Below are 21,251 nucleotides of genomic sequence, written 5' to 3'. Positions count from 1 at the left end.
ATGGGTTGGCCGTTAAAAAAGCCCGCAGGCAGGACGTGCGCCGCGGGCTTCGTGCATCGATGCGCTTACAGCGTTGCGCCGCCGACCGCACGGTTGCACGGGCACAGTTCGTCCGTTTGCAGGCCGTCCAGAATGCGCAGGACTTCTTCCGGGCTACGGCCGACGTTCAGGTTGTTCACCGAAACGTGCTGGATCGTGTTGTCCGGATCGACGATGAACGTCGCGCGCAGGGCCACGCCGGCTTCCTTGTCGCGCACGCCGAGCTGGTCGATCAGCTCGCCCTTGACGTCGCCGAACGAGTAGTGGTTCAGCTTGTCGAGGTCCTTGTGTTCACGGCGCCATGCGAGTTTCACGAATTCGTTGTCCGAGCTGCCGCCGAGCAGGACGGCGTCGCGCTCTTCGAACTGCTTCGTCAGCTTCGCGAACTCGACGATTTCCGTCGGGCACACGAACGTGAAGTCCTTCGGATAGAAGTAGATGATCTTCCACTTGCCCGGGAACGACGCTTCGGTGACGGTCTCGAACGCCGACTGGCCGTTTTCCTCATGATTGTTGAAGCCCGGCTTCGCGGCTACGACGGTGAATGCTTCGAGTTTATCGCCCACGGTTTTCATGCGGATACTCCTGTGTGAGTTGGGAAGAAGACTGAGTCAAGCTACCTCGGTGCTGCAACGATGATGTGACAGCATGGGGAAGACTATAACACTATTAGCAAGACGCTTCAATAGATTTTAACTAACAACCTTCATAGCTTTTGTCAACCGCGTCGATAGTGTGACGCGCAAGCGGCGTGCGCGTGCGTGTCACGCGGTCGCACGCGCCTTGCCGGCGCCGGGGAATTCGAGCGTGACTTCGAGGCCCGCGTCGGGGTTGCGGTTGCGCAGGCGCAGCGCGCCGCGATAACGGCTGACGAGCCGCAGCACGATCGCCATTCCGAGCCCCGTGCCGTCCGCCTTGGTGCGCGCGGTGTCGACGCGGTAGAACGGCCGCATCACGAGCGGCAGCTGGTCCTCGGGGATGCCGGGGCCTTCATCGCTCACCGACAGCTCGACCCGTGCGTGCGTCACGCGCGTCTCGAGCGTGATGCGCGACACGCCGTCCTGCCGGCTCTGGCCGTATTTGCGCGCGTTTTCGACGAGGTTGCCGATCACGCGGCGCATGTCGGTCTCGTCGGCTTCGATCACGGCGCTCGGCGCGAGCCGCGTGCGGATCTCGACGCCGTCCTCGCCCGACACGCGCGCGGCGACTTCGTGCGCGATCGACGACAGGTCGACCGGCTCCGGCTTGCGCTGGGACGGACGCGCGTAGTCGATGAAGGCCGCGATGATGCGGTCCATCTGCTCGATGTCGTCGACCATCGCATCCTTGGTCGCCTGGTCGGACGGACTCATCTCGGTCTCGAGCCGCAGCCGCGCGAGCGGCGTGCGCAGGTCGTGCGAGATGCCCGCGAGCATCAGCGCGCGATCGGCCTCGAGCTGTTCGAGGTCGCGCACCATCTGGTTGAAGCTGCGGTTGGTCTCGGCCGCGACGCCCATCCCGCGCTCGGGCAGCAGCTCGGGTGTCTGGCCGGAGCCGATCTGGCGCGCGGCGAGCGCGAGCCGAGAGAACGGCCGGTTCACGAGGCTCGTGATGAACGCGGAGCCGAACAGCGACAGCGCGAGCGCGAACAGGCCCCAGCCCGCCCACTGCAGGCCCGTGACGCTGTCGAGCTGATCGCGGTCGAGCGCGACCCAGTAGTCGTCGTCGTCGATCTTGAAGCTGATCCACACGCCGGGAATGTCGTTGACCGACTGCGCGATCACGGTCTCGTCGCCGAGCCGGCTGCGGATATCGTGTTCGATCAGGCGGTTCAGCGATTCGTCGGGCTGCAGCTTGAACTTGTCGGTTTTTTCACGCGGGTAGACCCGCACGCCCTCGTTGCTCTCGAGATCCTGCAGCAGCGCGCGCCGCAAATCGGGATCGGAATAGAGCAGGGCGGTGCGCGTGAGCTTTACGATTGCGACGAGCTGCAGCGCGACGCGCTGCGCGCGCGGCTCCCGCTCGATCACGCGAAAGCTCTGGAACCACGCGGCGAGACTGACCGAGATCAGCAGCGCGATCAGCAGGAAGGTGCGCCAGAACAGCCCGCCGAACGCGAGCTGCAGGAGGCGCCGGTCGATACGCATGGGACGGGCCGAGGACAGGCGAAACCGGAAAGGAAAAAGATCAGGCGGCGCCGTCCGGAATGAACACGTAGCCGAGGCCCCAGACGGTCTGGATGAAACGCGGGCTGCCCGGATCCGGTTCGATCAGTTTGCGCAGGCGCGAGATCTGGACGTCGAGGCTGCGGTCGAACACTTCGTATTCACGGCCGCGCGCGAGCTCCATCAGCTTCTCGCGCGACAGCGGCTGGCGCGGATGGCGCGCGAACACCTTCAGCACCGAGAATTCGCCGGTCGTCAGCGGAATTTCCTGGCCCGACTTGGTCAGCGTGCGCGTCGCGAGGTTCAGCGAGAACTCGCCGAACTCGAACACCTCGGTGGTTTCAGACGGCGCGCCCGGCAGTTCGGCCGGCGCCTGGCGGCGCAGCACCGCATGAATGCGCGCGACCAGTTCGCGCGGGTTGAACGGCTTCGGCAGGTAGTCGTCGGCGCCCATCTCGAGGCCGACGATGCGATCGACATCCTCGCCCTTCGCGGTGAGCATGATGATCGGCGTGCGATCGTTGCTGCCGCGCAGGCGGCGGCAGATCGACAGGCCGTCCTCGCCCGGCAGCATCAGGTCGAGCACGAGCAGGTCGAAGCGCTCGCGCACCCAGAGCTTGTTCATCGCAGTCGCGTTCTCCGCGACGTATACGTTGAAACCTTGCTCGCCGAGATATCGGCGCAGCAGATCGCGCAGGCGCGGGTCGTCGTCGACGACGAGAATCTTGGAGGGGTTTTTCGTTTCCATGAGCGGCATCTTATCGCGAATGGGAAATCTCGCACGGTCGCGTATTTTCGCGCGTTACAGTCCGTTACAAAATTTACCCGTAGTGTCGCGCGGAGTAAAGGCAGGCTATAGAGATTCCTTTACTCGAAGCCGAAATTCGGTAGATACTCCCCTGCACTCCATCTTTCATCTTTGTACACCCGAATTTCGCAGGGTTTTTCAAGTACCAGAGGTAACCGGTTGCCGCGTGACGAAGCGAACAAATCGACCAGAGAAGCGAGGACGGTCATGCGATCTGCGCGGATTGCACTGATGCTGACGATCGCACTTGCCGGTCCATATGCGTCGAACTTCGCGTATGCGCAGCGCCCCGAGCCGGGCGCATCGTCGCGCAAGCTGCAGCGCGGCAAGGCGCCGCAGTCCGACCGCGCCGCCGACACGGCGGTCCGGTCCGCCGTGCCTCCCGATCTCGAACAGCACCGCCGCGACGGGCACATGACGCCCGAGGAGCGCCACCTGCTGCGCCAGCACATCGAAGATGCCGTTCGCGAGCTGTACAAGCGCTGACACGCACGCGTCGTCGCACGACGGCGAAAGATTCCGTAGCAATTTTCCCGTCAACTTTCGCATGCGTGCTGCCGTTGAACCTGCATCCGCACCGCCGGTGCGTTCCGGGAGTCCACGACGATGAAAGCGCACGCTGCCGCCCCGGCATCGCCCGCGATGCAGGCGCCGCTCGACGCCGACGAGGCGCTGTTCTTCCTGAGCCGTACCGGCTTTTCTCCCGCACCGGCCGAGGTCGCCCGCATCGTCGGCATGACGCGCGCGCAGGTCGTCGCCGATACGCTCGGCAACGTGCGCCGCGACCCCGTGACGCCCCGGCCCGACTGGGTCGCCGAGTTGCCGCCGACCCGCGCGCAGCGCCAGGCGCTGACCCCCGACATGCGGCGCGACGAGCAGCGCGAACGCAATCGCCGCTACGATGCGTTGCGCGCGGCGTGGGTCAACGAGATGATCGCGACGCCGTCGCCGCTCACCGAGCGCATGACGCTGTTCTGGCACGGGCACTTCACGTCCGGGCAGGACAAGGTCCCGTACCCGCAGACGATGGCCGCGCAGCATGCGCTGTTTCGCCGCGAGGCGCTCGGCAGCTTCGACACGCTGCTGCATGCGGTCGCGAAGGATCCGGCGATGCTCCAGTATCTCGACGGCGCGAGCAACCGCAAGGGACGCCCGAACGAGAATTTCGCGCGCGAGGTGATGGAGCTGTTCACGCTCGGCGAAGGGCATTACACGCAGCACGACGTGACCGAAGCCGCGCGCGCGATGACCGGCTGGAGCGTCGATCCCGATACGTTGTGCTTCGTGGCGCGGCCCGAGTGGCACGACACGGGCGACAAGACGATACTCGGCGAGACCGGCGCGTTCGACGGCGACGGATTTCTCGACATCCTGCTGAAGCGGCCCGACACCGCACGCTTCATCGCGGGCAAGCTGTGGCGCGAGTTCGTGTCCGATACGCCGGATGCCGGCGCGCTCGAGGTCGTGGCCGAACGGTTTCGCGCGAGCGGCTACGACATACGCGCGGCGCTCGCCGCGCTATGGTCGACCGACGCGTTCTGGGACCCGGGCAATCGCGGCGTGCTCGTGAAGTCGCCGGCCGAGTTCGTCGTCGGGTCGGTGCGGCTGTTCGACGTCGCGTACGGCGATCCGCAGATGCTCGCGAACACCGTGCGCACGCTCGGGCAGAACCTGTTCTATCCGCCCAACGTGAAGGGCTGGCCGGGCGGCGCGATGTGGATCAACAGCACCACGCTGCTCGCGCGCAAGCAGTTCGTCGAACAGCTGTTCCGTGCGACCGAGGCGGCCGGCATGCGGGCACCCGCGCACGCGACGGCGCAGCCGTTGCCGAATGCGCGTGCGCATGCGATGGCGGTTGCGGACACCGCCTCCGGTGCGATCATGCCCGGAGCCGGTATGCCCGGTGCCGGCATGCCCGCTGCCGGCATGCGCGGCGCGCCGGTCAAGCCGGCACGCGGCGGCCTGCGGTTCGACCTCGAACGTTGGCTCGCGCAGTATCGGGTGCGGCCGCAGGCGCGCGCCGGCTTGTCCACCGAGCTTCAGCTGCAGCACGCGGTGCTGCCGGTGTCGCCGGTCGCGGCGATCGATACGGACTCGACCGGCAGCGCGTATCTCGAGGCATTGCTGATGGATCCGGCTTATCAACTGAAATGACCGAAACGACGACGAACAGGCGCGCCGCAGCGGTGGCCATACCGCACGGCGAACCGAAGGATGCACGATGAACCGACGTGATTTTCTGACGCTCACGGGCGCCGCGGCCGCGGCGGGCGTGTCGTTGTGGCAGCCGGCCGCGCAGGCGGCTTCGATGGCCGCGGCGGGGCGGGCCGGCTATGCGAACGTGCTGATCCTCGTCGAGCTGAAGGGCGGCAACGACGGCCTCAACACGGTCGTGCCGTATGCGGATCCGCTCTACTACCAGTTCCGCCGCGGCATCGGCATCAAGCGCGACCAGGTGCTGCAGCTCGATGCGCATACGGGGCTGCACCCGGCGCTCGCGCCGCTGATGCCACTGTGGCGCGACGGGCAGGTCGCGATCGTGCAGGGCGTCGGCTATCCGCAGCCGAACCTGTCGCATTTCCGTTCGATCGAGATCTGGGATACCGCGTCGCGCTGGGACCAGTACCTGCACGAAGGCTGGCTCACGCGCACGTTCGCGCAGGCGCCGGTGCCGCCGGGCTTCGCGGCGGACGGCGTCGTGCTCGGCAGCGCCGAGATGGGACCGCTCGCGAACGGCGCGCGCGCGATCGCGCTCGTCAATCCCGCGCAGTTCATCCGCGCGGCGCGGCTCGCGGAGCCGTCGTCGCTGCGCGAACGGAACCCGGCGCTCGCACACATCATCGACGTCGAGAACGACATCGTGAAGGCGGCGGACCGGCTGCGCCCGCGCGGCGGGATGCGCGAGTTCAGGACGGCCTTTCCGGCCGGTACGTTCGGGACCTCGGTGAAGACCGCCATGCAGGTGCTCGCGGCATGCGAAGCGTCGGGCCCCGGCGCGCAGGACGGCGTCGCGGTGCTGCGGCTCACGCTCAACGGGTTCGACACGCACCAGAACCAGCCGGGACAGCACGCCGCGCTGCTCAAGCAGTTCGCTGAAGGGATGAGTGCGATGCGCGACGCGCTGATCGAGCTCGGGCGCTGGAACCAGACGCTCGTGATGACGTATGCGGAATTCGGGCGGCGCGTGCGCGAGAACCAGAGCAACGGCACCGATCACGGTACCGCCGCGCCGCATTTCGTGATGGGCGGCCGCGTGGCCGGCGGGCTGTACGGTGCGGCGCCCGCGCTCGGGCACCTCGACGGCAACGGCAATCTGCCGGTCGCGGTCGATTTCCGCCAGCTGTATGCGACCGTGCTCGGGCCGTGGTGGGGGCTCGATGCGACGCGCGTGCTGCAGCAGCGCTTCGACACGCTGCCGCTGCTGAAGGTGTGATGGGCGACGTGCGTTGCGGCGCGGGTCAGCGGCGGCGCGCGGCGCGCCATGCGATCCACAGCTTGCGGATCGGCGTCAGCGCGATGCGTTGATGCAGCACCTGGTAGCCGTCGCGCTCGATTTCGTCGAGCAGCGCGCCGGCCAGTGCGATCTGCGCACGCAGCGTGCGTTGCGCGCGGCGTTCGGACGCGGGGATCGCTGCTTCGGCGGCGGCGAGCGCTTCGCGCGCGCGGCCCGTCTGAAACTGCAGCAGCTCGGTGAAGGCCGGGCTGTAGCGGCGGTTGAGCAGGTCGGCCGCGGTGACGTTGTAGCGTTGCAGTTCGTCGATCGGCAGATAGATGCGGCCATGGCGCGCATCGTTGCCGAGCTCCTGCACGAATTGCGCGAGCATCAGCGCGCGACCGACATCCGCGGCCCACGGCTGCGGGTCGGCCGGATTCGCGGCGCTTGCGCGCGCGACGAGCGACGCGAAGGTGCCGCCGACCTGCGCGATGTAGCGCTGCAGGTTCGCGAAATCCAGGTAGCGCGCCTGTTCGAGGTCCATCCCGTAACCGTTGACCAGCGTGCGCAGCGCATCGGCTTCGGCCGCGATCGCCGGATGATGCTGCGCGAGCGCCTTCGTGACCGGGTGCGACGGTTCGCCGGCGGCGAGCGCCGCGAGTTCCTTGTGCCACCACGCGAGCTTCGTGTGTCCGACGGTCGGGTCGCTGGTTTCCTTGACGGTTTCCTCGAGTTCGCGGCGCAGCGCGAACAGGGCGGTCAGGCGCGGTTCGGCGGCGAGCGGCGCCTGGCGCAGCGCGTAGTAGACGCTGGAGCCCGCGGGGGCGGCCTTTTGCTGACAGTAGTCGTCGAAGTTCACGGGTGGGATCGAGGCGGAGGCGGGTTCGGGGGCGCGCGCCGGCGCGTGGCCGGCACGTCGAGCGCGGCATTCTAGCACCGCTGTCCGGCGGGCGCCGGCGGGGCGAGACAATGCCGCACAGATCGGGTAGAATCTCGCGCTCGCCTGATCGGGCGTGCCGGTTTTCGGGCCGGCAGGTAGCCCCGGGCGCGCGGAGAACGCATCTTGCGTGCCGCGCGGTCAGGTGACGGTCAATACGCGTGAGTGGCGAAATTGGTAGACGCACCAGGTTTAGGTCCTGACGCCCGCAAGGGTGTGCCGGTTCGAGTCCGGCCTCACGCACCAACAGCTATAAACATGACTCGACCCCCAATGTCGATTCACGGTAAATCAAGGGGTTAGCGGTCATAAGCTGTACGGATGTACAGCACAAAAGTCCACCGATGGGCGATAATTGTCGTGTTGAGTACGCAAATTCTCCCCACGACACTCCCCACGATGGCTTCAATCACTCCCTACAAAGACGGTTGGCGGGCGCAAATTTCGGTTAAGCCCGATCCGGCCAGCAAACCCGTCCGCGATTCACAGACGTTTCGAACGCAGCGCGAAGCTAAGGCGTGGGCGTCGGCGCGCGAACATGAAATTCGCAAGCAGGCGGCGCAACAACCGGCCGAGCGCTACACCTTGCGTGCCATGTTGGAGCGCTACGACGCGGAGATAATCCCGTCGAAGCGCGGCGCGCGTCCCGAGTCGATGCGGCTGCGGGCGTTTCTGCGCAACTTCCCGGCATTGGCGGATAAGTCGCTGGCTGAGGTCACGACGCCCGATCTTGCGGAATGGCGTGATGCGCGATTGCGCGGATTCGTGGGGAGTGATGGGGAGCCGGTTCCGGCCGTGGGTGTGGCGTCAGTCCTGCGCGATATTAGTTGGCTGCGAAACGCATTCTCGGTCGCGCGTAAGGAATGGCGGTGGATGGACGCCAACCCGTTTGAGGGGTTCCGATTACCCGCCGACGCCCCGCCGCGTGACAGGCGCGTATCCCCGCATGAAGTGAAGTTGCTTTGTCGGCAATTGGGCTATCGCACTGGCGTTCCGCCGCAATCGTTGCAGCAGGAAACGGCGCTCGCGTTTTTGATCGCGCTGCGCTCGGCTATGCGCGCGGGCGAGATATTGGCACTCGGGGAAAGCACGCTCGACCTCGATAAGCGGGTGGCCCGCGTGCCGCACAAGACACAGCACTTGACGGGTAGGCCGCGTGAGGTGCCGTTGACCCGGCAGGCGGTGAGGCTGCTGCGGGTAGTGGCGAATAGGGAGCGGTGCTTTGCGATTTCGAGTCAAAGCCTCGACGCCCTGTTCCGAAAGGCGCGGGAGCGGCTGGCCGTCGCTTACCCGTCGATCGCGAGTGTGCATTTTCACGATAGCCGGGCCGAAGCACTGACCCGGCTATCGCGAAAGGTCGACGTGATGACGTTGGCGCGGGTGAGCGGCCATGCCGACCTAAAGATATTGCAGCGGACGTATTACCGCGAATCCGCCGCTGATATTGCGGCTCGGTTAGCCGCCCTGTAGTGCAACGTCAACTTGGCCGATGGGGATGCGCCCGCACTTGTTGAGCCGGAACGTCCCCATGCCGACCATCTTGCTCACGGTGTGGCGGCTCAACCCCATCATTTCGGCCGCTTGCTGGATCGTGACGTGCGACGGCCGAGGATGCGTCTCTGCATAGAGTTGCACTGCGCGTCGTGCGAGGTTCAGTACTTCGCCTGCCTCAATCATTGTGCCCTCGCTTTCGTGCTGTGTCTGTCTGCATGACAAGTGCCGCATCGGCCGTAAAGGTCAAGTTGGCGCGTCGTGACTTGTTTGCCACAAGCGCATCGCTTGCGCGCGAAGTTGTAGACCGTTCGCTTTGCTGTCTCTCTGCGGTAGTCGGCAAGGGTGTTCGGGTTGGTGGAGTGCATCGTTAAGCGGGTTGCTTGAGTTGTTTTGCGACGGCTGCTGCGCGACTCTGCGAGCAGCCAAGAAATTTTCGAATCTCGATGACGGTTGCCCGTAACTGGTTCGCCTCTACGGCGGCGCGGGTGCGCACAAGATCAGCATCCGGCGTGGATGGCGGCGCGGGCTTGCTCGCTTTTGCCGTCTCTGTCGGCGTCACCGCTACATCGATGCCCGGCGCGACAGTCGTTGCCGGCGTTGGCTGCGTGACCGGCTCGATACGGCGTTCCATTTCCGGGGCCGTCATGGGCTCAACAGTCACGCGATCAACCGGGTATAGGGCAAGCGTCCAACAGAGGCAGGCGACGCCCTCAAGCACGGCGGCGAACAGCATCCCAATCACGACAGACGAAAGGCCGAGTGCGACGGTCATCGGGTCACGCGCCATAGAGTCACGTTCGACGGTCACGCGGTCACGAGCCGCTGAGTCACGCCCTGCCATATCGCGCTCAACGTCGAGCGCTTCTATCTCGCCTGTCAGCCTTGCCCGGCGAGCCTGCAACTCGGGGCAGGTGCGGCGGCATCGCTCGGCCTGCGCTTGGGCGAGCTTGCCCGCTACGGCGGCGCGGTCACGCGCGATAGTCACGGGGTCACGTGACGTAGTAACGAGGGTGGCGGTAACGTGACTAGCCCTCTCGTCGCCCGCGTGACTTGATGCGAACACGAAAAACGTCGCGTGGCCGTAGCACGTCGTCACCATCGCCGTCGCCCAAATTGCAAAGCCGATCGCTCGGGCCGGCGCAGACTTTCCGCGCGTCAATGCGGGGAGTAGGTGGGCCGCTACGACGAGCACAACGCCCATTGCGATCAACAAGGCGCGCTCGCTTTCCCATCCGCCGCGCTGGATACCGGCAACTGCCGATAGTCCGATGGCGGTAGCCGTGGCAGTCACGGCGAGGGCGCCGGAAATGATTCGGTTGGTCATGGTCGGTATGGCCCGCAGTAGCGGGCACGGTTATTACGACGTGACGCGCTCGGCGCGCTCGAAGTACCAGTAGCCAGTAGCGCCTACCTTTTCAGACGCCGCGCTGATCGCCTCTGCGCGGCTCTCACTGCCAACGCGCACGGTCTTTCTCTCGCCGGTAGAGTTCTCGTAGTAGGTCACGTCCCACTGCGGTTGAATGTACGGTTCCATCGTCGTTCTCTCAGTGATTGCCCGTCGTGGCGGGCGTGGTCGTTCAGACTTCTTTCAGCACCGTGGCGCTGCTGCTTTCCGGGTCGGCGCGGCACATACGCAGATACGCCGCGCCCATGTCGCGAGCCTGTTTCGCGGTTTTGAATCTGGCCGCTTCTGCAAGTGCGATGGTGCCGCCGTAGCCGCGCGGATCGTCCCCTTCGCCGTACAGGAAGCCTGCGTTGTGTTTGATGCGGTAGAACACGAGGAACGCGGATTTCTTCGGTTCAGTGGCGGGCGCATCGGGTGCCAACAATGGGTCGCCCGCAACGGCGGTCACGCGGCCGACGTTGATTGCTTGGTAGCGCTTCATGGTCTTTATCTGGCAGTGGAGGGGGCGATTGCTATCGGGCGACGCCGAGTCGGTCGAGGTCGTACAGGCGTCCTGCGAGCGCATGAGCGAGTCCGAATTGATCGCGGGTGCCGACAGTTGCGCCCTGCGCGCCGTCAGTCACGCAGTAATCGTTCTTGCCTGCGTGCCATACCGTGAACCGACCGGCTGCGCCCGCGAAGCGCCAGCCCTCCGCGCGCTGCGGAATTGCATTCGCCTTCGTTGCGCGCCGCTTTGCTCGCTGCGCGTAAGCCAGCGTTACGTCTCGGTAGCCAATTGCCGCGATCAGGCCTGAATCCGCCGGAAGCGCTCGACTCATTTGCGCGGCGTTCCAGCCTTTCGCGTATTCCTTGATTCGATCCTGTTCCATCACTGTTACCTGTCGGTTCGTTAGGATGGAATAGATGTTACCTAGGGGAAGTCGTCTGGTCAATACCCGAGGGAAAGTTTTGGGTAAAAAAAGAGCCCCGGCGGCGCGGGGCTCTTTGTGGAAGTGTCAGTAGCGCACTACTTTGGAGCTTATGACGCCGATCACGCGGGCGTCGTCGCTAAGGCGGGTGATACCTTCCGGCCAGTCCGGGTTAAGGGCTCGCAAGTAGCGCTCGCGCCCCTCGACGTAAAGCTGGCGGAACAGCGGTTCCGGCTCGCCCGGCATCTCGACCAACACGAGCGCGCCCCCGTCCGCCGCCTGCGCGGGCTCCACAAGGATCAGGTCGCCGTCACGAAACGACGGTTCGGCGGCCGGGTTGTGCATTGATAGCCCTCGCACTCGCAGGTAATACGACGCGTCCGCTACCTGAAACGGCGCGTTTATCCATTCTTCTACTACAGCATTCAATCTCTCGGTCTCCAAGGCACTCGCCCACGAAATGAGCGGGACTCGCTGCGCCGCGCCAAACTGCGGCACGGCTTCAACGTTCGGAGGATTGATATTACCTTTGGTATTGGTTATTTGAACAGTCTTGACATTCTGTAATAATTTGCGAATAGGGTCCGTTCCGTCAAGGGAGCCGCGAGGGATGCCGATAGCGTCCTCGACCTGCGACACTACTTCCCCGCCCATGCGTTTCCGGCCGTCTTTGCCTTCCGGCCAAAGCATGCGGGCTACGTATGAGTCTGTCTTACCAATCTTTCGGGCTAATTCCGCGGCCTTGCCATTGCACAGGTCGTCGCGAATTTCGATGAGGCGAAGGCGGCGGTGTTCGTACTTGTCCATGCGTGTAGGGAATGAAGCCCTGTTAGTTGTTCATTACCTCCCATCCTACAGTGACCGCGATATTTTCTCAAAGGTAAGAACCTTGGGTGTTGTGCGTAAACAATAGGGGCAGATCAGCAGATGATCCCCGAGAGAAAGAATCTGTTGCGCTAAAATGTTACCCCGGGTAAAGTGTGCAACATGGTTCAACGGAGCCTTTATGGAAAAACTCAAGGTCTTTCTCAACTCGCTCACCACCGCGAAACAGCGCGAGTTCGCGCAGCGCGTCGGAACGAGCGTCAACTATCTGCGCAAGGCGATTTGTCGGAAACAGCAGCTCGGCGCAGGGTTCTGTATCGCTATCGAACGGGAGTCGGGCGGCGCGGTGCGGTGTGAGGATTTGCAGCCGTCTGTCGATTGGGCGTTTCTGCGTAAGGGGGTGTAGTGGCGATTCAGCGCGCGGCAAGACCCCAAAGCAACTTTTACATACTCGACAAGGCCATCAGTGAGGATCGGCGCTTGTCGTGGGCGGCGCGGGGGATGCTGGTCTACCTACTCGGCAAGCCTGACGGCTGGCGGGTCAGCAGGACAGCACTGGTAAACGAAACGGAGGGGACGCGGGCGCATACGCGGCGCGACGGAGTACTGGCGATCCTTTCTGAACTGATAGAGGCCGGATACATCACGCGGCACGCGGCGCGAGGCGATGCCGGGAAGCTGGCGGGCTACGACTATCTGGTGTCGGAAATCCCCGTTTTACCGGGTACGGCTCAACCGGATACGGATCAGCCGGATACGGCCAATCCGACACTAGTAAGTACTGATGTTAAGCAAGGATTGAACAGAACCAAGGATCAAGCTAAGGCGGCTGCGCCGCCAAAGCGCGTTTCGAAGCGCGAGCAGTCGATTGTGTTCCTCGTAAGTCAGGGCGTTGATGCGCAGCACGCGGCCGACTGGATGACGGCTCGCAACGGCAAGGAGGTCACGGCAACGGTTTGGGAGACGGTGCAGCGGGAGGCGGAAAAGGTGGGAATGACGCCCGCGCAGGCAGTGCAATACGCGGCCGGTGCATCGTGGCAGGGGTTCAAGGCGGATTGGTTCCGCAACACCGTGGGCGCGAAGCAGCAAGCGCCGACCCGACGCGATGAGCAGCGCTCCGGATCGTATGCCGCGTTGTTTCCGAACGGGATGCCGGGTCAGGCCGGTTACGGCGAAGCGCCGCGCGATGACCAAACGATTGATGGCGATGTGCGATGGATAGACGGGGGTGCGGATTGACGGAGGTTGCAGCGGGCGGCGCGCAGCAGTCGCGCATTGATGCCGCAATGGATTACGTCTTTGCCGAGTTGCTGGGGCTGTTTGGTCGGCCCTTCGTGGCGAAGTTCGAGAGCGGGGTAATGGTCGGCGGGGAGGATTCGGGGATTGCGAACATGCGTCGAGCATGGGGCCAGCGGATCGTAGACGCGAAGTTGACGCCCGGCGATCTGCGGCGCGGTATCCGGGGCTGCGAGCGGATGAAGTACGCGCCGGGATGGGGGGAATTCATCGAAGCATGTAAGCCGGCAATCGATGTTGACGCAGCGCTGCACGAAGCGGTCGAGCAGATGCGACGTAGGCAGCACGGCAAAGACGTTTGGTCGGACCCGGCGATTTTTTGGGCAGCGGCAAGGATCGGTGAGTGGGACATGCTGCAACAGACGCATACGCAGCTACTGCCCCGGTTCCGGGCGGCGCTTACGCAGGTGCAGCAGTCGGGCAGCGTGCAGCCGGTTCCCGAGCGAGTGGCGATGCTTGCGGCTCCGGGGGAGTCGGAAACGAGCCGTGCGGAAGGGCAGCAGCAGATTGAGCGGATCGCAAGGCAGGCCGCGCCGTTCAACAAGTCGAAGGGCGGCAACATGAAGTGGGCGGAAAGGATCGCGCGCGAAGAGCGTGAGCGGCCCGGAACCCATGACCTCAACAAGCTCCGACATGCGCATGAGGCGTTGCGCCTGCCGATGACCGAAGGGTAACGGGATGGGAGAAACACGGGGGAAACACGCTTACCAAGAGGTAAGTAATCCTAATGTGTGTCGGGGGTGCAAAAACGCGACAGAGCGGCCCGGCCATACGCGAATGTACAGGCTTGGGTTTCGGAACTGCGCGCATCAGCCCGATTGGGTTTTCGTGGTTGGCGGCGGCGCGTGTCGGTTGAATCCGGCGAGGTTCGAAGCAAAGCCCGGATAGGCCGCTTACCGGGCGATGGAGGCGGATGGAAGGAAAGGACGAGAGGTTGGCGGCGGCGCGGGCAGCGTTGTCGCAGGCGGTAGGCAGTAGGCGCAAGCCGAAAGGCGGCGCGCGACAGATGGGGTGGGATATCGACGTGCCGGGCGACGCAACGCACATCGGCACGGCCCGGATTAGGTCGGAGCTATCGACAGCGCAGCGGTTGATTGCCCGAAAGACGGGCAACTTGCCAAGTGTCGATGCGGGGTTTGACGAGATTGCGGACGGCGTGGGCGCGCCGTCGCTTGGTGGCACGAAGGCGAAAGCCTCGAAGTACGGAAACCAGAAGTGTGAGGCTGATGGGATCAGGTTTGACAGTGAGCGCGAGCGGTCAAGGTATTTCGACCTCAAGCGCATGCAGGCCGCCGGAATCATCAGTGATTTGCGGTTGCAGGTGAGTTTTGAAATCGCGCCGGCTGTGGTGATGGATGGGAAGCGAAAGCGCGCCCGGACATACGTGGCGGATTTTGTGTATGAGCGCGACGGTAAGCAGGTGGTAGAGGACGTGAAGGGTATGAAAACGCCCGTGTACTCGCTGAAACGACACCTGATGCGCGCTGTACACGGTATCGAGGTTCAAGAAATGTAGTAGCTCCGGCGCGGCTGTAACGGCCGCCCGGTGCGCGCAAAAGCAAGCGCGCATCAATGCAAATCGAAATGTAGAACATGCACAACGGTAAAGACCAAATCATCGTCCCGAAAATGTCGACGGCCGAGCGCGTCGAGGAACTGATGCAAGACGGCACACGCCGCACCGTCGTTCAAATCGCGGAAGCGCTGCGGACGCCCCGCAAAACGGTCGCCTTCATCGTGCGGCAGTTGTCGGTAGAGGACGCGGGGCAGGCGCTTCATGTCGTGGATAAGGATTCGCAGGCGCTGGTGTACGTCTACGGGGCGGGGAAAAACCTGTTCGACGGCAAGCACAACCGACGGATGGTGAAGCGGAAGCCGGATAGCGAGCTTGGGGGCCGCTGGCCGCGCAATTCGTGGCTGCGTAACCTCGACCCGGAACTGTACAAGGCATTTCACGGCATGGCGTCGGTCGGCCAGCAGCAGCGGGCGGCGGGGTTCTGCGCTTGAGCGGCTTGAGCCGTGTGCAGCCCCGTGAGGACTGCTCAAAGCGCGAGCGCACGCTCAAGCGAACGCCGTTCAAGGTCAAGGCGAAACCGGGGCAGTGGTCGACGTTCTCGAAGCCCTCGAAGGGTTTCCAGCGCAAGGCCGTTGACTCGGCGGCGCGGGATGAAAAGCCCGCCAAGCGTCGAAAGGCGTCCCGGAAGAAGAGGGCCACGGGAGAGGGCGCGAAGTATCTGGCGGCGTGTAAGCGTGAGCCCTGCTACCTGTTGATTCCCGGCATATGCCCGCGCCGGCCGGCGGATGAAACCGTCGTACCGGCGCACCGCAACGAAGGGAAGGGAATGGGGCTGAAGGTCGCGGACAGGCTCACGGTGCCGGCCTGCTACTGGTGTCACGCTGAATACGATCAGGGCAACAAGTTGACGCGCGATGAGAAGCGCGAGACGTGGAACGAAGCATTCCGGCGATGGGAGCCGGCTCGAAACGAGAAAATGGGAATCAGACTATGAGACTGGCTGTAGACGTTGAGGTAACGATCAAGGGGCGTAAGACGGTTGAGACGGTCGAGGCGCATTGCTTCGCGGCGCGTCGTATCCGAAAAGCGGGCGACGACGCAGCCCGGCCCGACGCGTACCGGCCCGACGTGGTGTCGGTGGACATTTACGTGCCGACCCGTGTGCGCCCGATCCTTCAATCTGCGGAGGGTTGGCGGCCGAATTCGCGCTCTGTTCTCCGGGCGACGGCGCGGGTGAGCCAGAACGCGCGCGAGCTTGCGCCGTTCATGTCGAGCGGGCGCTCGAAATGGTTCTTCGGTACGCGTTGAGGGGGGGGTGATGCAGGCAACACGGCTTTTGGTGCAAATCCCTTCGCAGGATCACTCTTTAGTCAAGGGGCGCACGGGGCACGGTGCGGTCGATGTGCCCGTCGAAACGATGGTGTACGCGGTCAAGCGGATTGTGCATAACGACGAACGCTTGCCCGACGTGGTGCGCGTACTGGCGTGGATTCCCGAGTCGATGCGCGCCTATCTGGTTGAGCGCGCGCGAATGGTCGACACGGAACACGCATGGGTTACGGCCAACGTGAAAGACAACCGGTCGACGCTGACGCCCTTCATGGAATCGGGTGAGTATGAGCTTTCCGTCCCGAATGCGCCGGGCTCGACCGTCAAGCGCGCTCGCGTCATGGTGGGCGAACTGACCGGCGCGGCGCTCGATTACTGGACTGGGAAGGCATTGGGCCTGCCCGTGGAAATCGAGGGCGAGCAATGCCTCGTGACGAGCGTAACGGTCGGCGTTGTCGGGCACATGCTTCCGGTGGATGACGCGCGCCAATGGCGGCTGCGCGGCCCGTTCCGTCCGTCGACGGACTGGAAAGACGGCGGGGCGTTGATTGAACGGCGGCGCGTTGGCGTCTATCCGGATCGCGGCGGATGGGTGGCGCGGGCAGACAGCGAAAGCGCGGCCTACGGCCTAGGTAGGACGCCCCTCGAAGCGGCGGCGCGCGCGTTGGTTGTCGAGCGGTTCGGTGTGTCGGTGGCGGCGGAATGACGGCGCTTGCGTTCATCCTGAAAGACGACGTGCCCGAAGCGCTGGAGGAACGCGCGCAGCGTGCAATCGTTGACGGCGTGCCGTTCGTGACCTATCCCGGCGCGCCGTCCGCCGGAGAAATAAGCGAGCGGCCCGACGCTATTATCGAAATCGTGTATCAGTGGCCGAAGGCGGCAGAGCCAAGACACGCGCTAGGCGACTGGCTCACGGCCAACGGAATCACATTCACGGTCATTCACTGAGAGGGAAAGGAAGAAATGAACAACATGGTTATCTACGGGGTTGCAGCAGCCGCGGTCGTGGTCATTCTCGGCGCGATGGTGCGCAATGTGTTCCTGCGCAATCAAAAGGTTGAGGTCATTCCGCAATACGACCCGAACGGCCCGAACACGGGTACGTATGACCCGAACAACCCGGACGGCGAACTGGTGAAGGGTAAGTAATGCGCCGGACGCTGTTAGACGCTGCGGTGTTCGCCCTTATTCTGACCGCACTATGCGGCGTATATGACGAACGCAGCGAGCCGCCGGAATCGGCTCATGTTCAGGCTCACTAAGGGTTCGGGATAATCGAAACGCGCTGTCAGCTATCAAGGTTGGCGGCGCGTTTTCTTTTACCAACCAAAAGCGAGAATGAGCGAAAAACGAGCAGCGGGGATTTTCCGGACGGCACATGAGGCGGTGTCGTTCGCACTGAACTACGGCGAATCGCAGGCGGCGCGCGATCAGGTCGACACGGACAAGGCGCTCGACGGCGCAGCGACTGTCGGCATCATCAAGCGGCACGTGGAAGCCCTGCCGCCGTATCAGCCTCTCGCAATTCTGGCGGGCCGCGTTGCGCGCGAAGATCGATGCGACTGCGGGTCGCATTGCTGTCAAGGCTGGAAGCTGACGCCCGAATTCGCGGCGCTCACGGCGGTACTAGCGCATGCCGTAGCGAAGGAGATTCCCGGCTTGCCCGTGCAGGAATATCGCGTTGCAGTTGTTCGCAGGCACTTCGGGGCACGCATCGACCTGGACATGGCCGCACGCCGTCACGGTATCGGTTCCGCTTCGGCCGCTGCGCATGGATCGACCATTCAGAAGTGGATCGGCGCGCAGGAGGCTGCGGGATATACGGCCCTGTCTGCATCGCTCGACGCCGCTGGATTGATCGAACAACGCTCCGCCTATCTGTATCTCTAAGGCGCGTGAGCGCATGGTGCTGAACTGCACCGACGCCGCCCCATAGAATTGGGGCTCTCCCGCAAGGGCAGACAATTCAACCCAAAGCCCGCGCCGGGAAACTGGTCGCGGGCTTTTCTATTTGGCGGATAGATGAGTGACACGAGCAAGCAACCCATTCCGACGATGTCCCTGTATGCGACGTTCGGCGGCGCGGATATGGACGTGATTGTGCTGATGCGCCGCAAGGGCGATCCGGGCCTGTACGCGGCGAACGTGACCATCGACGGCAGCATGGCCGGAGGCACGCGGCTTCGTTGGCGCGAGGTGAAGGTCGAGGACGAGCAGGACGCCGAGCTGGTCGACGCGGTATTGCCGCATCGGACGGCGCGGTAATGGCGGCGCGTCTACAGACGTTGCGCCCACGGCTCAAGGTACAGGAAGCGCGCCACAAGACTGTCACGGCCGGCTCGTGGCGGACCGGCAAGACGACGGCGGCGGCGCGAGGCTACGGCGCGGACTGGCAGCGCGTCAGGGCAAAGCACCTTGCCGAGCATCCGCACTGCGTCTACTGCCTGCGCGACCTTGGCATGGCGCACCTGTCGCCCGTCGACGTGGTGTTGCAGTGCGGGGAGCGCGGCATTGCGGAGCCGGTCGGCACGATTGGCGATCACATCACGCCGCACCAAGGCGACGACAGATTGAGGCTCGACCCGGCGAACGTGCAGACGCTTTGCAAGCCGCACCACGACGGAGAGAAGGCGCGAGCCGAGCGGCGCGCCGGCTATCGCGCCTAGCACGTCATGCGGTACGGAGTCCGAAAAATATTTTTTCGAAAGGTCGAGCAAAGGGCTTGACGATCATCCGGAAATGTGGGGTGGGGGTGTCGAAACTTTTCGACCCCAACCCGCCAAGACCGACCGCTCCCGCACGCGGGGAAAAAATCCCCTTTTGAGAGTTTTGTTAATGGCACTTACAGCAAAGAAACGGAAATTCGCTGATGCCCTCATGGCGGGGCGGTCCAATAAGGCAGCGGCAATCGCGGCAGGTTACAGCGCGGCGACAGCATCGCAGGCCGGGTCGCGTCTTGTTAAAGACAAAGACGTTAAAGCCTACCTGTTAAAACAGGGTTACGACGGCGTTAAACCGGCCGCCGAACCAGTCGACATTCCAGACACGCCGGAAGCGCGCCGAGCCGCTGACGACGCGAAAAAGGCGGCTGCTGCGGCAACCCGTGCGGCGAATTCCGCGCGGGCCGCCGGGTTCGACCTCGACAAGCTGATGACGTTTAAAGACCCGATGGATTTTCTACTCGCGGTCATGAACGATCAGGAAAGCGAGCAGAAGGTACGGGTGCAGGCTGCAATCTCGCTCATGCCATTTAAACACGCTAAGAAGGGCGAGCAGGGCAAGAAGGAACAGCAGGCCGACGCGGCGAAGGCAGCGGCGTCGAAGTTTGGCGGGCCGCCGCCGTCGCCGAAGCTGGCGGCGTCGGGAGGTAAGCGCGTATGACGTTGAAGTGGTCGACGGCGTGCAAGGATTGGGGCGAGCGCCTGAAGGCCGGCAAGACGATTATTCCGCCACCCATCTTCCCGGAAGAGGCCGAGTATGCGCTCGCCATTTTCAAGGAACTGAAGATCGTTGACGCGCCCGGATCGCCCACGTTTGGCGAGGCGTCGGCGGAATGGGTGTTCGACCTTGTGCGGTCGATCTTTGGTGCATATGACCGGCATGGGGAGTATGGCCCGCCGGGGCGGCGGCTCATTACGGAATGGTTCGTCTGCCTGCCGAAGAAGAACAGCAAATCTACGCTGGCGGCCGGAATCATGATGACCGCCATGCTCGTGAATCAGCGCCTGTCGGCCGAGTACGCAATCCTTGCGCCGACGATGGAGGTCGCGAACAACAGCTACGCGCCGTCGCGTGACATGGTGAAGCACGAGCCCGAGCTAGATCCTCTGTTCCAAGTACAGACGCATATCAAGACGATTACGCATCGGACGACGGGCGCGACGCTCAAAGTTATTGCGGCCGATGCCAACACGGTATCGGGGAAAAAGAGCGTCGGTACGCTGATTGACGAACTATGGCTGTTCGGAAAGATGCCGAACGCGGAGGACATGCTACGGGAAGCAACGGGCGGCCTTGCCAGTCGCCCGGAGGGCTTCGTTATCTACCTTACGACGCAATCGAACGAGCCGCCGGCCGGCGTGTTCGCCCAGAAGCTCCGATATGCGCGGGATGTGCGTGACGGGAAAATCGATGACCCGTGCTTTGTGCCGATCATTTACGAGCATCCCGACGACCTGCGCGCCCGGAAGGAACACCTGTTGGTCGAGAATCTGGCGATGGTCAACCCGAATTTCGGCTACTCGGTCGATCAAGCGTTCCTCGAGCGCGAGTTTCGCAAGAGCAAAGAGGCGGGCGAAGAATCGTTTCGCGGATTCCTCGCGAAGCACGCGAACGTCGAGATTGGTCTATCTCTGCGGTCAGATCGATGGGCCGGCGCGGAGTTTTGGGAAGGGGCGGCGCTACAGCAGGCGCTCACGCTCGAAAGCCTGTTGGAACAGTGCGAGGTGGTCGACGTAGGCATCGACGGCGGTGGGCTCGATGACCTGTTGGGCTTCGCAGTAGTCGGCCGCATTCGCGACACGCGGAACTGGTTGGTGTGGTTTCACGCGTGGGCGCACAAAACCGTATTCGAGCGCCGCAAGGACATTGCATCGACCCTGCGCGACTTCGAACGCGACGGAGACCTGACCGTGTGTGAGCAGATCGGGGACGATGTGTTGGAGGTCGCGGCGCGGGTCAGGCAGATTCACGACGCGGGGTTACTCGACAAGGTAGGCGCTGACCCGGCCGGCATCGGCGGGATTCTCGACGCGCTGGTCGAGGTAGGCATCCCGGAGGATTCGATTGTCGGTATCTCGCAAGGGTGGAAGCTGGCCGGCGCGATCAAGACGGCAGAGCGACGCATCGCGGCGGCGTCCGGGCGCAAGGCCGACGCAGAGCCGGTCGAAGGCGCATTGATCCACGGCGGGACACGCATGATGAATTGGTGCGTGGGCAACGCCCGCGTAGTGCCGGTGGGTAATGCAATCAACATCACGAAGCAGGTGAGCGGATCGGCCAAGATCGACCCGCTGATGGCACTATTCGACGCAGTTTCGCTCATGATGACCAACCCGGCGGCGCGCGGGAAATCGGTCTACGAGAAGCGCGGAATCCGTCGACTCTGAGGGGGGATA

At 63.8% G+C, this 21,251-nt stretch carries 29 protein-coding genes and 1 tRNA gene; 20 read left to right on the top strand and 10 right to left on the bottom strand.

What is annotated here, in order from left to right:
* Positions 1 to 65: 65 nt before the first annotated feature.
* From SB786_RS06950 to ompR, 3 genes are all read right to left on the bottom strand, one after another.
* The gene (locus SB786_RS06950; protein WP_006478563.1) at positions 66 to 614 is read right to left on the bottom strand and encodes a peroxiredoxin; all 549 of its coding nucleotides are present in this window, start codon (positions 612 to 614) and stop codon (positions 66 to 68) included.
* A 189-nt stretch (positions 615 to 803) separates the two neighbouring features.
* A complete protein-coding gene (locus tag SB786_RS06945) occupies positions 804 to 2,165 on the bottom strand; it encodes an ATP-binding protein (protein WP_410726879.1) in 1,362 nt (453 codons plus the stop codon).
* 40 nt (positions 2,166 to 2,205) lie between these two features.
* Complete coding sequence (gene ompR / locus SB786_RS06940) at positions 2,206 to 2,940, bottom strand: two-component system response regulator OmpR (protein WP_004192636.1); 735 nt, start codon at positions 2,938 to 2,940, stop codon at positions 2,206 to 2,208.
* Between the two features lie 258 nt (positions 2,941 to 3,198).
* Here ompR and SB786_RS06935 point away from each other — a divergent pair, with 258 nt between their 5' ends.
* From SB786_RS06935 to SB786_RS06925, 3 genes are all read left to right on the top strand, one after another.
* Complete coding sequence (locus SB786_RS06935) at positions 3,199 to 3,477, top strand: hypothetical protein (RefSeq protein WP_006752033.1); 279 nt, start codon at positions 3,199 to 3,201, stop codon at positions 3,475 to 3,477.
* A gap of 120 nt (positions 3,478 to 3,597) precedes the next feature.
* Positions 3,598 to 5,145, top strand: a complete 1,548-nt coding sequence (locus tag SB786_RS06930; protein ID WP_410726878.1) for a DUF1800 family protein — start codon at positions 3,598 to 3,600, stop codon at positions 5,143 to 5,145.
* A 67-nt stretch (positions 5,146 to 5,212) separates the two neighbouring features.
* The gene (locus tag SB786_RS06925) at positions 5,213 to 6,424 is read left to right on the top strand and encodes a DUF1501 domain-containing protein (RefSeq protein WP_410726877.1); all 1,212 of its coding nucleotides are present in this window, start codon (positions 5,213 to 5,215) and stop codon (positions 6,422 to 6,424) included.
* Positions 6,425 to 6,449: 25 nt separating this feature from the next.
* On the opposite strand, the gene hpnD is transcribed toward SB786_RS06925, so the two are convergent.
* The gene (gene hpnD, locus SB786_RS06920) at positions 6,450 to 7,283 is read right to left on the bottom strand and encodes a presqualene diphosphate synthase HpnD (RefSeq protein WP_410726876.1); all 834 of its coding nucleotides are present in this window, start codon (positions 7,281 to 7,283) and stop codon (positions 6,450 to 6,452) included.
* Positions 7,284 to 7,520: 237 nt separating this feature from the next.
* Here hpnD and SB786_RS06915 point away from each other — a divergent pair.
* Both SB786_RS06915 and SB786_RS06910 read left to right on the top strand, forming a co-directional pair.
* A tRNA-Leu gene (locus tag SB786_RS06915) sits at positions 7,521 to 7,607 on the top strand.
* Between the two features lie 153 nt (positions 7,608 to 7,760).
* The gene (locus SB786_RS06910; RefSeq protein ID WP_410726875.1) at positions 7,761 to 8,831 is read left to right on the top strand and encodes a tyrosine-type recombinase/integrase; all 1,071 of its coding nucleotides are present in this window, start codon (positions 7,761 to 7,763) and stop codon (positions 8,829 to 8,831) included.
* Here SB786_RS06910 and SB786_RS06905 read toward each other — a convergent pair.
* The 6 genes from SB786_RS06905 to SB786_RS06880 all read right to left on the bottom strand — a co-directional run bounded on the left by SB786_RS06905 (position 8,817) and on the right by SB786_RS06880 (position 11,975).
* On the bottom strand, positions 8,817 to 8,996 hold the full coding sequence (locus tag SB786_RS06905) for a DNA-binding protein (protein ID WP_410726874.1): 180 nt from the start codon (positions 8,994 to 8,996) through the stop codon (positions 8,817 to 8,819). The genes SB786_RS06910 and SB786_RS06905 overlap by 15 nt on opposite strands.
* Positions 8,997 to 9,222: 226 nt before the next feature.
* Positions 9,223 to 10,179, bottom strand: a complete 957-nt coding sequence (locus SB786_RS06900; protein ID WP_410726873.1) for a hypothetical protein — start codon at positions 10,177 to 10,179, stop codon at positions 9,223 to 9,225.
* A gap of 33 nt (positions 10,180 to 10,212) precedes the next feature.
* Positions 10,213 to 10,389 (bottom strand): hypothetical protein, encoded by a 177-nt coding sequence (locus SB786_RS06895; protein WP_410726872.1) that lies wholly within the window; start codon positions 10,387 to 10,389, stop codon positions 10,213 to 10,215.
* Positions 10,390 to 10,432: 43 nt separating this feature from the next.
* On the bottom strand, positions 10,433 to 10,741 hold the full coding sequence (locus tag SB786_RS06890; protein WP_410726871.1) for a hypothetical protein: 309 nt from the start codon (positions 10,739 to 10,741) through the stop codon (positions 10,433 to 10,435).
* Between the two features lie 31 nt (positions 10,742 to 10,772).
* Positions 10,773 to 11,132, bottom strand: coding sequence for a hypothetical protein (locus tag SB786_RS06885; protein ID WP_410726870.1), 360 nt, complete (start codon positions 11,130 to 11,132; stop codon positions 10,773 to 10,775).
* Positions 11,133 to 11,255: 123 nt separating this feature from the next.
* Entirely contained in the window at positions 11,256 to 11,975 is a 720-nt protein-coding gene (locus tag SB786_RS06880) for a LexA family protein (protein ID WP_410726869.1), read from the bottom strand.
* Positions 11,976 to 12,174: 199 nt separating this feature from the next.
* Between SB786_RS06880 and SB786_RS06875 the strand changes: the two genes are divergently transcribed.
* From SB786_RS06875 to SB786_RS06805, 15 genes are all read left to right on the top strand, one after another.
* The gene (locus SB786_RS06875; RefSeq protein ID WP_059711145.1) at positions 12,175 to 12,399 is read left to right on the top strand and encodes a transcriptional regulator; all 225 of its coding nucleotides are present in this window, start codon (positions 12,175 to 12,177) and stop codon (positions 12,397 to 12,399) included.
* A gap of 95 nt (positions 12,400 to 12,494) precedes the next feature.
* Positions 12,495 to 13,232, top strand: a complete 738-nt coding sequence (locus SB786_RS06870; RefSeq protein ID WP_410726868.1) for a hypothetical protein — start codon at positions 12,495 to 12,497, stop codon at positions 13,230 to 13,232.
* The gene (locus tag SB786_RS06865; protein WP_410726867.1) at positions 13,229 to 13,963 is read left to right on the top strand and encodes a hypothetical protein; all 735 of its coding nucleotides are present in this window, start codon (positions 13,229 to 13,231) and stop codon (positions 13,961 to 13,963) included. Before SB786_RS06870 ends, SB786_RS06865 begins: the two co-directional genes overlap by 4 nt.
* Before the next feature lie 239 nt (positions 13,964 to 14,202).
* A complete protein-coding gene (locus tag SB786_RS06860) occupies positions 14,203 to 14,805 on the top strand; it encodes a DUF1064 domain-containing protein (protein ID WP_410726866.1) in 603 nt (200 codons plus the stop codon).
* A gap of 77 nt (positions 14,806 to 14,882) precedes the next feature.
* Entirely contained in the window at positions 14,883 to 15,296 is a 414-nt protein-coding gene (locus tag SB786_RS06855; protein WP_410726865.1) for a hypothetical protein, read from the top strand.
* Positions 15,293 to 15,799 (top strand): nuclease domain-containing protein, encoded by a 507-nt coding sequence (locus SB786_RS06850; protein WP_410726864.1) that lies wholly within the window; start codon positions 15,293 to 15,295, stop codon positions 15,797 to 15,799. The genes SB786_RS06855 and SB786_RS06850 overlap by 4 nt, the downstream gene beginning before the upstream one ends.
* Positions 15,796 to 16,113, top strand: a complete 318-nt coding sequence (locus SB786_RS06845; protein WP_410726863.1) for a hypothetical protein — start codon at positions 15,796 to 15,798, stop codon at positions 16,111 to 16,113. The genes SB786_RS06850 and SB786_RS06845 overlap by 4 nt, the downstream gene beginning before the upstream one ends.
* Positions 16,114 to 16,123: 10 nt before the next feature.
* Positions 16,124 to 16,840, top strand: a complete 717-nt coding sequence (locus tag SB786_RS06840; protein ID WP_410727009.1) for a phage protein NinX family protein — start codon at positions 16,124 to 16,126, stop codon at positions 16,838 to 16,840.
* The gene (locus tag SB786_RS06835; protein WP_410726862.1) at positions 16,837 to 17,082 is read left to right on the top strand and encodes a phage portal protein; all 246 of its coding nucleotides are present in this window, start codon (positions 16,837 to 16,839) and stop codon (positions 17,080 to 17,082) included. Before SB786_RS06840 ends, SB786_RS06835 begins: the two co-directional genes overlap by 4 nt.
* A gap of 15 nt (positions 17,083 to 17,097) precedes the next feature.
* Positions 17,098 to 17,283, top strand: coding sequence for a hypothetical protein (locus SB786_RS06830; RefSeq protein ID WP_410726861.1), 186 nt, complete (start codon positions 17,098 to 17,100; stop codon positions 17,281 to 17,283).
* Between the two features lie 189 nt (positions 17,284 to 17,472).
* Positions 17,473 to 18,024: a hypothetical protein gene (locus tag SB786_RS06825; protein WP_410726860.1), complete on the top strand. Its 552-nt coding sequence runs from the start codon at positions 17,473 to 17,475 to the stop codon at positions 18,022 to 18,024.
* A 132-nt stretch (positions 18,025 to 18,156) separates the two neighbouring features.
* Positions 18,157 to 18,399 (top strand): hypothetical protein, encoded by a 243-nt coding sequence (locus tag SB786_RS06820; RefSeq protein ID WP_410726859.1) that lies wholly within the window; start codon positions 18,157 to 18,159, stop codon positions 18,397 to 18,399.
* Complete coding sequence (locus SB786_RS06815) at positions 18,399 to 18,800, top strand: HNH endonuclease (protein WP_410726858.1); 402 nt, start codon at positions 18,399 to 18,401, stop codon at positions 18,798 to 18,800. The genes SB786_RS06820 and SB786_RS06815 overlap by 1 nt, the downstream gene beginning before the upstream one ends.
* A gap of 169 nt (positions 18,801 to 18,969) precedes the next feature.
* On the top strand, positions 18,970 to 19,515 hold the full coding sequence (locus SB786_RS06810; protein WP_410726857.1) for a terminase small subunit: 546 nt from the start codon (positions 18,970 to 18,972) through the stop codon (positions 19,513 to 19,515).
* Between the two features lie 2 nt (positions 19,516 to 19,517).
* Positions 19,518 to 21,242 (top strand): terminase large subunit, encoded by a 1,725-nt coding sequence (locus SB786_RS06805; RefSeq protein ID WP_410727008.1) that lies wholly within the window; start codon positions 19,518 to 19,520, stop codon positions 21,240 to 21,242.
* Positions 21,243 to 21,251: the final 9 nt, after the last annotated feature.

The organism is Burkholderia sp. SIMBA_062 (assembly GCF_046534765.1).
Classification (GTDB): domain Bacteria; phylum Pseudomonadota; class Gammaproteobacteria; order Burkholderiales; family Burkholderiaceae; genus Burkholderia; species Burkholderia ambifaria.
Note: the sequence above shows the minus strand (reverse complement) of the source record. Positions and strands in the feature narration are given on the sequence as shown.